We start from the raw sequence: 13,168 nt of genomic DNA on the forward strand, positions 1-13,168 counted from the left end.
GCCACACGCCAGCCTGCCAGCGAAATGGCACACGCAAGCCAATCAGCCAGCTATCTCAGCGCTACCTCCGACACCCCACTGATGGGAGAAACCATCGGGGATTGCCTCGACCGCATCTGCGCGCGCTGGCCCGAGCGCGACGCCCTGATCAGTCGCCATCAGGGACTGCGCTACACCTGGGCCGAACTGCACGCAGAGGTCGAGCGCGTGGCGCGCGGCCTGCTGGCGATGGGCATCGAGCGCGGCGACCGCGTCGGCATCTGGGCGCCCAATCGCGCCGAATGGACGCTGATCCAGTACGCCACCGCCAAGATCGGCGTGGTGCTGGTCAATCTCAACCCGAGCTATCGTGGCCATGAACTGGCCTACGCCCTCAAGCAGTCCGGCGCGGCGACGCTGATCTTCCAGTCTCGCTTCAAGGCGTCCGACTATGTGGCGATCCTCGAGGAGCTGTTCCCTGAGGCCAGGGAGGCCCGCGGCCGTGATGGCATTCACAATGCCGCGCTGCCGGACCTCAGACGCCTGATCTGCTTCGAGGCCGAGGATGCCCTGCCCGGCATGCTCAACTGGCAGGATGTGCTCAGCGGTGCCGATAGCGTCCCCGTCGAGACACTCGGCGAGCTGCAGGCCAGTCTGACCTTCGATGACCCGATCAACATCCAGTACACCTCCGGCACCACCGGCGCCCCCAAGGGCGCGACCCTCTCGCACCACAACATCCTCAACAACGGCTTCTTCGTCGCCGAGCGCATGAATCTCAGCGAGCACGACAAGCTGGTGATGCCGGTGCCGCTCTATCACTGCTTCGGCATGGTGATGGGCAATCTGGGCTGTCTGACCCACGGCGCCGCCATCGTCTATCCGGAAGCGGGCTTCGATCCGCTGGCCACCCTGCAGGCGGTCAGCGAGGAGAGCGCCACCGCGATGTTCGGCGTGCCGACGATGTTCATCGCCGAACTCGAACACCCGCGCTTCGCCGAATTCGACCTCACCAGCCTGCGCACCGGCACCATGGCCGGCTCCATCTGCCCCATCGAGGTGATGCGCCAGGTCATCGAGCGCATGCACATGCGCGAGGTCACCATCGCCTACGGCATGACCGAGACCAGTCCGGTCAGCCTGCAGACCACGCGTGAGGCGCCGCTGGACAAGCGCGTCTCCACCGTCGGCACCCTGCACCCGCATCTGGAGATCAAGATCATCGACCCTGACAGCGGACGCGTGGTGCCAGTCGGCGAGAAGGGCGAGCTGTGCACGCGGGGTTACAGCGTGATGCTGGGCTACTGGAACAACCCGGAGGCCACCGCCAAGGCCATCGATGCCGGCCGCTGGATGCATACCGGCGACCTCGCTACGCTGGATGAAGACGGCTACGTGACGATCGTGGGACGTATCAAGGACATGATCATCCGCGGTGGCGAGAACATCTATCCGCGCGAGATCGAGGACTTCCTCTACACCCACCCGGCGGTGTCGGACGTACAGGTGATCGGCGTGCCCGATGAGCGGTATGGCGAGGAAGTGATGGCGTGGGTCAAGCTCAAGGAAGGCGAGCAGCTCGATGAACCGGCGCTCAAGGCGTTCTGCCAGGGACGTATCGCTCACTTCAAGGTGCCGCGCTACATCAAGTTCGTGGAGGAATTCCCGATGACCGTGACCGGCAAGATCCAGAAGTTCAAGATGCGCGAGGCCGCGACGCAAGAACTGGGCCTGGCCAGGTGAGCACCTCACGTGAGGAGGAGGATGACGCCCCCGCCACACGCCACCTGAGCAGCGCTCGTCAGCAGGTCGCCCACTATGCGGCGAGCCACCATCATGCAGCCCTCGACGAGGCGCTCGAGACGCTGATCGATGCCCACCCGAGCGGCGAACTGCCGATCATGGCACTGGCCGGGCTGGACCAACTGCATCTGGGGGGCGTGACGGGTACCCGCGAGCTGCTGGCCCTCGCCAGACTGGAACCCCAGTCGCGGGGGCTGGCGATGCTCGAACTCGGCGCCGGCCTTGGCGGGCTGGCACGGCATATTGCCAGCCAGTCGCGTGACACCGGCGCTGACCACCACATCACCACGCTGGATCTCTCGAGCAGCCTCTGCGAGCTGGCAATCGCCCTCAACCGGGCCACCGGGCTGCGCGAGTCGATTCGCGTACTGGAGGGCGACGCCTGCTACCCCGAGCTGCATCCGGCACTATCAGGCCGCCGTTTTGATCGCCTCTTCAGCCAGCATCTGCTGGTGCATCTGAGCGACAAGGTCAGCACGCTCACCCAGTGGCATGACTGTCTCGAGCAGGATGGCTATCTCCTGCTGCACGAGCCGGTGCTCAGCGTGCAGGCGCAGGCGTTTGGCGAGCGCCCTGCCCTGCCACTGCCCTGGGCGCTGTCACTGCGTGGCGACCAGCTGGCCAGCTGCGAGGAGTTGCATGAGGCGATGGCCAGCAGTGGCTTCGAGGTCGATGCCCATGTCGAGCTGACCGATCAGGTACTGAGCTGGCAGGCGCGGCGCATGCGCGAGAGCACCAGCGAGCAGCCCGGTGCCTACCGCGATGATGCGCCTGCGCCCTCGCCGGCCATGCTGGCCGCCCGCGGCCTGACGCCGGAACTGGTGTTCGGCCCGGCCTTTTCCCAGATGCAGCGCAACCTGATGCTGGCCCTGGAAGCCGGCTGGCTGGAGGTTCACCTGTGGCGCCTGCGCAAGCGTCCTGCCAAACAGTGAAGGGCACGATGAATCAGTAGAACTCACCGCAGGGATGCGGCGAGGAAAAAATTAGGAAACAGCGCTCGCAAATGACTGGCATCCGCCTGCCTCAACCGTTATTCTTGCCAGTACAGTCCCGTTCGGGGGATAAGCCGTTCGTTACCCGTCAGCATGTGAGGGTAATGTGCCCGACATGATGACCGCATTGCTTCGTGTTTCATCGATACCCACGAGTCAGTGCAACGTTTCCCGATGCTCGCGCAACGTTTCTCCGGGAATCTGTTCATCAAGGGTGTGATCTGATCAATCACTCCCAACAGCATCAAAGATTCCCTCACGGGAAAACCGAAAGGGCCTCCACTTGGAGGCCCTTTTTTTGTCTGCGCGCTTCGATCCAGTCGCTCAGGTCAGCACGCTCAGATCTAGACGCTCTGGCCTGCAGGCGTCGAGCTGAAAGCTCCGCTGCGGCGCATCACGACTGCCAACCGGCCAGCACCTCGAGGTGATCACGACGCGCCTGACCCGGTGTCACGGCCGCCAGTCGCACCCGGGTGCCCGGCACACATTGCCCGAGCTGTGCGCAGGCCAGTGGCGTCAGCGCGCCAAGGCGCGGGTAGCCGCCGATGGTCTGGCGATCATTGAGCAATATGATGGGCTGGCCATCGGCCGGCACCTGCACGGCGCCCAGCGGAATACCCTCGGACACCATGCCCGCTCCTTCACGCTCGAGACGCGGGCCGGTCAGGCGCACGCCCATGCGATCGGCGCGACCATCCACCGCCCATTCGCTGTTGAAGGCGCGATAGAGGCTGTCGCCACTGAATTCGGCGATCTGCGCCCCCACGACCAGCGGCAACTCCAGCGCCTCGCCTTCCCTGGCGGCCAGCGACTGCTGCCATGCCTGTGCCGAGGCCGGCAGCTCGCGCAGCGACAGCTCATTGCTGGCAGCCGTCAGCACATCACCGCTGGCCAGGGCCCGCCCTTCGCCATCCAGCCCGCCGAGGCCGTCGCGCACCGTGCTGGCGGCACTGCCCAGCACCGGGGCGACATCCAGGCCACCGGGGAAGGCCAGATAGGCACGCAGCCCGGCGACGGGACGCTCGAACTTGAGCTGCTGTCCGCTGGTCACCTCGAAGGCCTGACCCAGCGCGAGGGCCTCGCCATCGAGGGTCGCGGCCAGGTCCGCGCCGCACAGCGCCAGGGTGCCGGACTGCTCGACCTTGAGCAGCAAGCCGCCGCCCATGGTGATCTCGAGTCCCGGCGCATCATGGGCGTTGCCCAGCAGCCAGTTGGCCCAGCCCAGTGACACCCAGTCCGCCGCGCCGCCCTGGGTCACGCCCAGGTGACGCACACCCAGACGGCCAGCGTCCTGCACCAGTGCCAGGGCACCACTGCGCTCGACGCGCAGCGTCGTCTTCGTCTTCACGTCGCTCATGCGCGTTCCTCCAGCGGGGTGACATCGCCGCCCAGGCGAACGAATTCCTCTCGGCTCACGGAGACAAAGCGCACGCGATCACCGGGCATGAAACGACTGGACGGTTCACCGGCCTCGTTGCGCCCGAACAGCGTGATGGGCGTACGGCCCAGAATGTTCCAGCCGCCGGGTGAACGGGACGGGTAGATGGCGGCCTGACGGTCGGCGATGCCGACGCTGCCGGGGGCGATCTTCTGACGCGGCGTCTTGAGCCGCGGTGTGGTCAGCGCCTCTTCCAGCACGCCCATGAAGGCGAAACCGGGCGCGAAGCCGAGGGCGAACACGCAGTAGTCATGCGCCCCGTGACGCTCGATCAGCGCCTCGACGCTGATGCCCAGCCGCGCGGCGATCGGCGCCAGCTCCGGCCCGACACTGTCGTCATACCAGACGGGCACTTCATGCAGCTGGCCCTGCTGGCCACTGCCCGGCGCGAGATCCGCCAGCGCGGCCTGGATGCGGGCACGCGCCTCGCCTTCTTCCAGCGCGGCCACATCGTAATGCAGCAGCAGCGTGGTGTAGGACGGCACCAGATCGACCAGCGCCGCACCGAAGGCCTCACGCAGCGCACTGTCGGCGGCCAGCACCCAGGCCATGTTGGATTCCTCGATGCGATCGAACAGCCGGATGATCAGCGAGTCCATGCCGACGGTCTCGAGGCGCAGTTGCGGTGACGTGCCACGGCCGTGGCTGTCAGCCCCCGCCATCAGGCACCCGCCAACGTATCGAAGGCTTCACGGATGGCGCGCACCGCGGCCACGGACTCGGCGTTGTCACCGTGCACGCACAGCGTATCGGCGGACAGCACCAGATCACCGCCGCTGCTGTCGGTCAGCGCTTCACCACGCGCCAGCGTCACGGACTGGGCGATGATCACCTCGCTGTCGTGATGCACGGCGCCCGGCTCACGACGCGACACCAGATGGCCGCGTGAGTCATAGGCACGGTCGGCGAAGGCCTCGAACCACAGCGTGATGCCCATCTCGTCGGCCAGCGCCTGCATCGGCGCGGGGTTGGCGGTCGCCATCACCATCAGCGGCAGGCTGGCGTCATAGCGCACCACGGCCTGCATGACAGCGCGCAGCAGCGTCGGGTCGGCGGCCATGTCGTTGTAGAGCGCACCATGCGGCTTCACGTACTGGACGCGAGTGCCCTCGGCGCGACAGATGCCATCGAGCGCGCCGATCTGGTAGAGCAGCATGTCCTCGACTTCGGCAGGCGAACACGCCATCGAGCGACGGCCGAAGCCTTGCAGGTCCGGGTAGGCCGGGTGCGCACCGATGCGCACGTCATGCTTGACCGCCAGACGCACGGTGCGGCGCATGATGCTGGGGTCGGAGGCGTGGAAACCACAGGCGATATTGGCGCAGTCGACGAAGGGCATGACTTCTTCATCCAGACCGATCTTCCAGTTGCCGAAGCTTTCGCCCATATCGCAGTTGAGCAGGGGGAGGGAGGGAGCAGAGCGGGACATAGCGGAACCTCACAGGTCAGATCTTGTGTGTTGTTATGCCTCCACTCTATGTAAGGGGCCGCCTTGGTATCCAATCGTATTTTATGATTCGTCATATCGGTGAAATCTTTCATCGTCTTGCGCCATGAAAGCACCGGCCCTGTATCGCTTGCCCGACAGAGCGCGTCATGCTTCTGTCTTGGGCGAGCCGAGCGGTGATTTCAGGGCCTGCCACCCAGCCCACCGCTGGTCTGAAGTCATTCTCTGCTCAGCCGAATCCCCAACAACAACAGGAGTTTCACCATGGCCGTCAGCGACCCGTTCCACCTCGCCATCCAGGTCCGCGATATCGCCGAGGCACGCCGCTTCTATGGCGAGTTTCTGGGCTGCCCCGAGGGCCGCTCGTCCGACAGCTGGGTCGATTTCGACCTCTATGGCCACCAGTTCGTCTGCCACCTGAACCCGGCGCTGGCCGACCCGGCAAGCGCCGTCGCTCAGCACCGCAATCCGGTCGATGGCCATGGCGTGCCGGTGCCGCACTTCGGCGTGGTGCTGGAGATGGACGCCTGGCAGGCACTGGCGGACCGCCTCATCGCCGAGGGCGTCACCTTCGAGATCGAGCCCCATATCCGCTTCAAGGGCGAACCCGGCGAACAGGCAACGATGTTCTTCCTCGACCCCACCGGCAATGCACTGGAATTCAAGGCCTTCAAGGACCGCGAGAGCCAGCTGTTTCGCAAATGACGTAAGCGACCCGCGCAAGCGGGAGAGCTCGCGCCCGGCCTGACGCGGGCCATGCCCCGTGATGAAAGCTGACGCCCCGCGCCGCATGCGGCAAGATGGGCGGTCTTCACGATTCATCACGGGGCATCTGCCATGTTCGACTTCAAGGAACTCGAGGCCTTCGTCTGGGTGGTCCGGCTTGGCTCGTTCCGCAAGGGCGCGACCAAGCTTCACCTGACCCAGCCCTCCATCTCGGACCGCATCAACCGCCTGGAAGCCACCGTCGGCGAATCCCTGCTGGAACGCGCCACCCGCCCCATCCAGCCCACCCTGCGCGGCCGAGAGTTCTTCGCCCACGCCGAGCGCCTGCTCAGTGGCCGCGACGAAGCCATGCGCCTGTTTCAGGAAGAAGGCGCCTTCTCAGGCACCCTGCGTCTGGGCGTGATCGAGACCATCGCCAACAGCTGGTTCCCCGCCTTCATGCGCCAGCTGGCCGAACGCTATCCCAAGCTGACGCTGGAAATGACCGTCGATATCTCGCCCTCCCTGCATCAGCGTCTGGCCGACAATGATCTCGACATGCTGTTCGCGATGGACAGCGCCGCCATGGGGCCCTACGCCACCCAGACCCCGCTGTGCACCTTCGAGATGGGCATGTTCGCCTCGCCGACCCTCGCCGGGCAGCTGGCCGAGGATGGCGAGCGCTTCGCCTCCACGCCATTCATCTCCTTCAGCAAGCAGGCGCGCCCCTATACCGAGCTGGTCAGCTATCTGTCGGAACAGGGCATCACCCAGCCCAAGGTGCACTGCACCAGCACCCTGATGACCATCCTGCGCATGAGCAGCGAAGGGCTCGGCATCGGCGTACTGCCGGTCGCCACGGTGGAGGATGTCATCAGCCACGGCGAACTGGTGCGCCTGCCACTGAAGACCCCATTGCCGCCAATGGTCTATGAAGCCATCTGGCGCAATGCCAACTATCCCGATTTCTGTGCCAGCGTGGCACGCCTCGGCCGCCAGTGTGCCGAGACCTACTCGCAGCAACACGCGCATTCCGATCCCTGATCAGGCCGCCTGTCATGCGCTGAGTCAGGGTTGATCGCGCCCCGCCCCGCATCAGATCAGCGTCAGACCAAGGTCTAACAATATCGTCAAAGGCTTTCATGCGACGACACTGTGAAAGATTTCATCGATACTACGCATCAGAATTAACGATTGGACGGGATGGCCCGTCGCTTGAAGAATGAAATTGTCTGCCGACAACATTCAATAATAATGAGGAACAAGACATGCGTAAGCCCAACGATTCCCTCACTCGCAAGACCCCGACAGTCAAGTCCTTCGCCTGGCTGGCGACAGTGGGTGCCCTGGCCTTCAGTGGCTCGGCACTCGCGGCACAGTGGAACCTCGCCACTCCGTATGGCGATGCCAGCTTCCACACCAAGAACACCAAGCAGTTCGCCGAGGACGTCACCGAGGCCACCGATGGCGAGCTGACCGTGACCGTGCACAGCGGCGGTTCCCTGATCTCCCACGGCGAGATCAAGCCTTCCGTGCGTCGCGGCACCGTCCAGGCCGGTGAGATCTTCCTGTCGATTCTCTCCAACGAATCGCCGGTCTACGAGCTGGACACCCTTCCGGGCGTCGCCTCCAGCTACGAAGAAGCCTTCGCCCTCTGGCAGGCCTCCAAGCCGGACATCACCGAGCTGTTCGCCAAGGAAGGTCTGATGCCGCTGTACGCGGTCGCCTGGCCGGCCCAGGGCATCTACACCGACTTCGACCTCACCGACGTCTCCCAGCTCAAGGGCCTGCGTATCCGCGCACCCAACATCAACACCCAGCGCTTCGTCGAGAACGTCGGCGGCAAGCCCACCGAGACCGAAGAAGCCGACATCCCCACCGCCTTCAGCACCGGCCGTGTCGACGCGATGATCACCTCCAGCTCCACCGGCAAGTCCATGTCGGCCTGGGATTACGTCAAGCACTACAACGACGCCAAGCTGTGGCTGCCGAAGAACATCGTCTTCGTCAACAAGCGCGCCTTCGATCGTCTCGACGAGAGCACCCAGCAAGCCGTGCTCGATGCCGCCAAGGCCGCCGAGGCCCGCGGCTGGGAGGCCAGCAAGGCCGATGCCGACGAGAGCGCCAAGGTGCTGACCGAGAATGGCTTCACCATCAGCGAGCCTGACGCCAAGCTGGCCGAAGACCTGAAGGCCGCCGGTGACAAGCTGTTCCAGGACTGGAAGTCGCGTGCCGGTGAAGAAGGCCAGCAGCTGCTCGAGCGCTACCGCGCAGACCTGGATGCCTGAGATTCGCTCGCAAGCCCGACTGCCCGGCGCTGAATGCTGGACATGCGGCCGAGCGCATCGACCGTGCACTGCCTGAGCAACGTCTGAGCATTGCCTGAGCGCTGCAGATGTCCTGACTGACCCCAGCTGCAGCGTTGCTATCCCGCCACGCGATATGCCACTCGAGACTCCGACACCTGCCGTCCGCCGGCAGGTGACCCACGGACAAGCCTGTGCGCAGCATCGCGTGGCCACCCTCACCTTCCCTGTGAGCGCCCGTCATGACCTATTTCTTCGACAGACTCTATCGCCTCGGTGCGTGGGGTGCGGCGGCCTGCATGCTGCTGATCTGCACCCTCGTCAGCCTGCAAGTCTTCCTGCGCCTGATCGACGCCATCATGGTGATGTTCGGCGCCGAGCGTCTCGGCTTCGAGATCTCCGGCGTGTCGGAAATGGCTGCCTTCCTGCTGGTCGGCGCCACCTTCCTGAGCCTCGCCTACACCTTCACGCATCACGCCCATATCCGCGTGACGCTGGTCATCAACCGCCTGCCGGCCGCCGTGCGTGTGTGGATCGAAAGCCTCGCGCTGCTGATCGCACTCGGCCTGAGCGTGTTGATCACCCATGAACTGGTACTGCTGGTCGGCGAGAGCCTCGAGTACCACGACATCTCCTCCGGCCTGCTGGCGCTGCCGCTGTGGATTCCGCAGAGCGTGCTGGTCGCCGGTACCGGCCTGCTGTGCCTGGCGATTCTCGAGACCCTGATCGCCACGCTGCGCACCGCCTTCACCGCGCCCTCAAGCTACGTGGCGCCCGAGCCCGAAGACGGAGCCGAATGACATGCTGACACTCATCCTCGTCACTCTGCTGGCCCTCGCCTTGCTGCTCGGCAGCGGCGTGTGGGTCGCCTTCTCGCTGATCGGCACCGGCTGGATCGTGCTGACCTTCTTCTCCACCTTCGAGACCGGCCCGATCCTGGCCTCCGATTTCTGGGGCGCCAGCTACGGCTGGGACCTGACCGCCCTGCCGATGTTCGTATGGATGGGCGAGATCCTGTTCCGCTCCGGGCTGGCCGACAACATGTTCCGCGCCCTGGCACCGTGGCTCAATCGCCTGCCGGGCCGTCTGCTGCACTCCAACATCATCGGCAGCGGTCTGTTCGCCGCCGTGTGCGGCTCCTCCGCCGCCACCTGTGCCACCGTCGGGAAGATGACGCTGCCGGAGCTTGAACGTCGCGGCTACGACAGCAACCTGGCCATCGGTACCCTCGCCAGTGCCTCGACCCTCGGCCTGCTGATTCCGCCGTCGATCATGATGATCGTCTACGGCGTGGTCACCGAGCAGTCCATCTCGCGTCTGTTCATCGCCGGTGTCCTGCCGGGCATGCTGCTGCTGGCACTGTTCATGGGCTACCTGGCGATCTGGTCGAAGGTCGTCGGTGAGCCGCAGGGCCGCGCCGGTCATGACGAGCCGCACATGGGCTTCATGGCCAAGCTGCGCAACAGCGCCCAGCTGATTCCGCTGCTGGCACTGATCGGCGGCATCCTCGGCAGCATCTACGGTGGCCTGGCGTCACCCACCGAAGCGGCCGCGGTCGGCGTGGTACTGTCGCTGATCATCGCGCGCCTCAACGGCCACATGACCGCCGCCACCTTCAAGGAATCGCTGTTCGCGGCGCTGCGCACCTCGTGCATGATCGCCTTCATCATCGCCGGTGCCTCCTTCCTGTCCTCGGCGATGAGCTTCACCCAGATTCCGATGCAGCTGGCCGAAGGCATCGCTACCCTGGGTCTGTCTCCGACCATGCTGCTGGTGGTACTGACGCTGTTCCTGCTGATCCTGGGCTGCTTCCTCGACGGCATCTCGCTGATCCTGCTGGTGACCTCCATCATCATGCCGGTCATCGAAGCCGCCGGTTTCGACCTGATCTGGTTCGGTATCTACCTGATCATCGTGGTCGAGATGTCGCAGATCACCCCGCCGGTCGGCTTCAACCTGTTCGTGATCCAGAGCCTGACCGGCAAGGACATCATCACCATCACCAAGGCGACACTGCCGTTCTTCCTGCTGATGATCTTCTCCATCGTGCTGATGCACGTCTTCCCGGAGATCGTGCTCTATCTTCCGCAGGCCATGAACAACTGATCATCTGACCCCGATGCCATGGATGGCAGCTGGTAGCGCTTCCAGACTCAGGAACCGCAGCTGTCGGCACCTCTATCGGTCGACCCTTGCCTCAAGGGCGCCGAGCGTCACGGCAGACATACGGTGACGTGCTTGCAGACCTCCCCTCGGGGAGGTCTTTTTTATGCCGCCTGCCTGGCGCTCGCAGAGCATCGCTACTCAAAGCATCGCGACGGAAAGCAACGTACTCGCACAACACAGCCCTGCCACACTTAGCTCAGCACACGGACACGAACACGAACATGGACATGGACACGTACACGAAAAAGCCGCCCCTTCCTTGCCGTGAGGCAGAAAGGGGCGGCTTCTTCGTCAACCGACAGGCGAGGCTAGATCAGGACAGGTGATCCGCCGGTGCGCTGGCCGGGGTGTCGATCATCGCGTGACCTTTGCCACCACCGCCACCACCGCCACCGCCGTGACCACCATGGCCGTGGCCATGACCGAACAGACCACAACCGCTCAGGGCCAGAGTCGCCGCGACCAGTGCAATCGGAAACAGATTTTTGATACGCATGAATCTCTCCTTCAAAGGGGGGTAGAGGCTGCTGCAAGGCCGAGCCGTACAAGATTGCCCGGCGCTGTCTGCAAGCACTGTCTGCAAACCCTGTCAGCAAGGCCTGTCAGCAAGGCCTGTCAGCAAGCCCTTACTTTCCCCTTCACATTACTCTGATCGGCGACCAACGTTAAACCTTCGCAGCAGCCTTCCTTTTTTACTGCACGCCTTGTACAAGAGTTGCGACATGATTGTCGTGTAATGTACTACGCCGTTTTTTCCGGCTCAGCGCGACTTCAAGCCCCGCATATGCGCCGGTATCACCAGGCGCTCGAACAGCTCGAACAGCAGCTCGGCGCAGATGGCCAGCAATGCCGCGGGAATCGCCCCGTAAAGCACCAGATCATAGTCATTGAGCGAAAGCCCGGTGACGATCGGCTCGCCCAGCCCCCCGGCGCCGATGAAGGCTGCCAGCGTCGCGGTGCCGATATTGATGATGGCGGCGGTCTTGATGCCGGTGAGCAGATTGGGCGTCGCCAGCGGCAGGATGACGTGACGCAACTGCTCGCGACGCGTCAGGCCCATGCCACGTGCCACCTTGACCAGCAGCGGGTCCACCGTCAGCAGCGCGGTGATCGCCGCGCGGATGATCGGCAGCAAGGAATAGACGAACAGCGCGATCACCGCCGGTACCACCCCGATGCCGAACAGCGGAATCATCAGCGCCAGCAGCGCGATGGAGGGGATGGTCTGCAGCAGGCCGGTGACATAGAGCACCACCCGCGAGACCTTTGGATTGCGATAGACAAGCAAGGACAGCGGCAGGCCGACCAGACACGCCAGCAGCAGCGCGGAGAGCGTCAACTGCAGGTGCTCGATCAGATTGGTACCCAGCTTGTCCCACTTGGCGCCGCTGACTTCACGCTGCTCGGTGGTGATGCCCTGCTCCTGAATGAAGCGACTGGCGACCTGGGCGAAGCTCTGCTCATCGGTGGAAACGCGGGCGTTGAGCGCCTGCATGCTGTCTTCATCGAGGCTGCCCGCCAGCTGGTTGAGCGCCGCGACGGCATCTTCCGGCAAGGCGGCATTCACGAAGGGCACCGCCAGATACTCGGGGAAGTAGCCCTTGTCATCGTCGAGCAGCACGAAGTCGAAGCGCTTGATGTCGCCCTCGGTGGAATAGGCATCGGTGGCGTCGATCTTGCTCTCGCGCAACGCCTGATAGGCGATGCCGTGCTCGATGCCACGCGGCACCTGGGAAAGGCCGTATTCCGCGGCCAGCCCCGGCCAGCCATCCGGACGCTTGATGAACTCATGCGACATCGCGACGGACAAATCCGGGTGATCAGCCATATCGCCGATGGTACTGATGCCCAGCGACTCGGCCTGATCACGGCGCATGCTGACGGCGTAGGTATTGTTGAAGCCCAGCGGTTCGAGCACGCGCAGGCCCTGCTCGCGGCTCAGCTCATCGAGCGTCTTGAGCGGGGGCACGTCATCCAGCTTGAGAATGGCGTGGGCCAGGGTGCCGGTGTATTCGGGATAGACATCCAGCTCGCCTTCCGCCAGCCCCTGATAGGTGATGATGGTCTGCCCCAGCCCCAGACGGCGCTCGACCGTGAAGCCGGCGTCCTCCAGCACCTGTGCGAAGATCTCGCCCAGCAGATGCCCTTCACGGTCAGCCTTGGAGCCGACCACGATCGGCTTGTCCTCGGGCCATGCCGCGGCTTCCTCTTCCGCGCTGGCAAGCGGGCTGGACACCAGCGCTCCCAGACTGGCAAGCGCCAGGCCGGCGACCATCAGCGCACCGGACAGCCCGCGGCGCGAGCTTTGCAGGACGGGAGTCGTCATCAGCGT

12 protein-coding genes are annotated in these 13,168 nt (G+C 64.4%); 7 read left to right on the forward strand and 5 right to left on the reverse strand.

The window, feature by feature from the left end:
* Nucleotides 1-24 precede the first annotated feature (24 nt).
* Nucleotides 25-1,722, forward strand: a complete 1,698-nt coding sequence (locus R1T44_RS14100; RefSeq protein ID WP_284726699.1) for an AMP-binding protein — start codon at nt 25-27, stop codon at nt 1,720-1,722.
* Entirely contained in the window at nt 1,719-2,714 is a 996-nt protein-coding gene (locus R1T44_RS14105; RefSeq protein ID WP_284726564.1) for an SAM-dependent methyltransferase, read from the forward strand. The genes R1T44_RS14100 and R1T44_RS14105 overlap by 4 nt, the downstream gene beginning before the upstream one ends.
* A gap of 454 nt (nt 2,715-3,168) precedes the next feature.
* Here the strand turns inward: R1T44_RS14105 and R1T44_RS14110 are convergent, their stop codons facing one another.
* Genes R1T44_RS14110 through R1T44_RS14120 form a run of 3 tightly spaced genes read right to left on the reverse strand, consistent with a single transcriptional unit; the run spans nt 3,169 to nt 5,641 of the window.
* Nucleotides 3,169-4,131 (reverse strand): 5-oxoprolinase subunit C family protein, encoded by a 963-nt coding sequence (locus tag R1T44_RS14110; protein ID WP_284726565.1) that lies wholly within the window; start codon nt 4,129-4,131, stop codon nt 3,169-3,171.
* Entirely contained in the window at nt 4,128-4,874 is a 747-nt protein-coding gene (locus tag R1T44_RS14115; RefSeq protein ID WP_054555508.1) for a 5-oxoprolinase subunit B family protein, read from the reverse strand. The genes R1T44_RS14110 and R1T44_RS14115 overlap by 4 nt, the downstream gene beginning before the upstream one ends.
* Nucleotides 4,874-5,641 carry a 5-oxoprolinase subunit PxpA gene (locus R1T44_RS14120; RefSeq protein ID WP_153636297.1) on the reverse strand — a complete coding sequence of 256 codons (768 nt, stop codon included), beginning with the start codon at nt 5,639-5,641 and terminating at the stop codon, nt 4,874-4,876. The genes R1T44_RS14115 and R1T44_RS14120 overlap by 1 nt, the downstream gene beginning before the upstream one ends.
* A gap of 282 nt (nt 5,642-5,923) precedes the next feature.
* Between R1T44_RS14120 and R1T44_RS14125 the strand changes: the two genes are divergently transcribed.
* From R1T44_RS14125 to R1T44_RS14145, 5 genes are all read left to right on the forward strand, one after another.
* On the forward strand, nt 5,924-6,364 hold the full coding sequence (locus tag R1T44_RS14125; protein ID WP_054555510.1) for a VOC family protein: 441 nt from the start codon (nt 5,924-5,926) through the stop codon (nt 6,362-6,364).
* Between the two features lie 132 nt (nt 6,365-6,496).
* Complete coding sequence (locus R1T44_RS14130; RefSeq protein ID WP_153636298.1) at nt 6,497-7,408, forward strand: LysR family transcriptional regulator; 912 nt, start codon at nt 6,497-6,499, stop codon at nt 7,406-7,408.
* Nucleotides 7,409-7,632: 224 nt separating this feature from the next.
* Nucleotides 7,633-8,652, forward strand: a complete 1,020-nt coding sequence (locus R1T44_RS14135) for a TRAP transporter substrate-binding protein (RefSeq protein ID WP_284726566.1) — start codon at nt 7,633-7,635, stop codon at nt 8,650-8,652.
* Between the two features lie 260 nt (nt 8,653-8,912).
* On the forward strand, nt 8,913-9,470 hold the full coding sequence (locus R1T44_RS14140; protein ID WP_043331335.1) for a TRAP transporter small permease: 558 nt from the start codon (nt 8,913-8,915) through the stop codon (nt 9,468-9,470).
* 1 nt (nt 9,471) lies between these two features.
* Nucleotides 9,472-10,776, forward strand: coding sequence for a TRAP transporter large permease (locus R1T44_RS14145; protein WP_043331336.1), 1,305 nt, complete (start codon nt 9,472-9,474; stop codon nt 10,774-10,776).
* Nucleotides 10,777-11,149: 373 nt separating this feature from the next.
* Here R1T44_RS14145 and R1T44_RS14150 read toward each other — a convergent pair whose 3' ends face one another.
* The gene (locus R1T44_RS14150; RefSeq protein WP_284726567.1) at nt 11,150-11,332 is read right to left on the reverse strand and encodes a hypothetical protein; all 183 of its coding nucleotides are present in this window, start codon (nt 11,330-11,332) and stop codon (nt 11,150-11,152) included.
* Between the two features lie 264 nt (nt 11,333-11,596).
* Nucleotides 11,597-13,162, reverse strand: a complete 1,566-nt coding sequence (locus R1T44_RS14155; protein WP_317292250.1) for a glycine betaine ABC transporter substrate-binding protein — start codon at nt 13,160-13,162, stop codon at nt 11,597-11,599.
* Between the last annotated feature and the right edge of the window lie 6 nt (nt 13,163-13,168).

Origin of the sequence: Cobetia amphilecti, from assembly GCF_032923285.1 — a bacterium.
GTDB classification, from domain to species: Bacteria; Pseudomonadota; Gammaproteobacteria; order Pseudomonadales; family Halomonadaceae; genus Cobetia; species Cobetia amphilecti.

Excerpts from the sequence above, each read along its gene's own strand:
- R1T44_RS14100 (WP_284726699.1), top strand. The coding sequence starts at position 25 with ATGGCACACGCAAGCCAATCAGCCAGCTATCTCAGCGCTACCTCCGAC.
- R1T44_RS14110 (WP_284726565.1), bottom strand. The coding sequence starts at position 4,131 with ATGAGCGACGTGAAGACGAAGACGACGCTGCGCGTCGAGCGCAGTGGT.
- R1T44_RS14115 (WP_054555508.1), bottom strand. The coding sequence starts at position 4,874 with ATGGCGGGGGCTGACAGCCACGGCCGTGGCACGTCACCGCAACTGCGC.
- R1T44_RS14120 (WP_153636297.1), bottom strand. The coding sequence starts at position 5,641 with ATGTCCCGCTCTGCTCCCTCCCTCCCCCTGCTCAACTGCGATATGGGC.
- R1T44_RS14125 (WP_054555510.1), top strand. The coding sequence starts at position 5,924 with ATGGCCGTCAGCGACCCGTTCCACCTCGCCATCCAGGTCCGCGATATC.
- R1T44_RS14130 (WP_153636298.1), top strand. The coding sequence starts at position 6,497 with ATGTTCGACTTCAAGGAACTCGAGGCCTTCGTCTGGGTGGTCCGGCTT.
- R1T44_RS14135 (WP_284726566.1), top strand. The coding sequence starts at position 7,633 with ATGCGTAAGCCCAACGATTCCCTCACTCGCAAGACCCCGACAGTCAAG.
- R1T44_RS14140 (WP_043331335.1), top strand. The coding sequence starts at position 8,913 with ATGACCTATTTCTTCGACAGACTCTATCGCCTCGGTGCGTGGGGTGCG.
- R1T44_RS14145 (WP_043331336.1), top strand. The coding sequence starts at position 9,472 with ATGCTGACACTCATCCTCGTCACTCTGCTGGCCCTCGCCTTGCTGCTC.
- R1T44_RS14150 (WP_284726567.1), bottom strand. The coding sequence starts at position 11,332 with ATGCGTATCAAAAATCTGTTTCCGATTGCACTGGTCGCGGCGACTCTG.
- R1T44_RS14155 (WP_317292250.1), bottom strand. The coding sequence starts at position 13,162 with ATGACGACTCCCGTCCTGCAAAGCTCGCGCCGCGGGCTGTCCGGTGCG.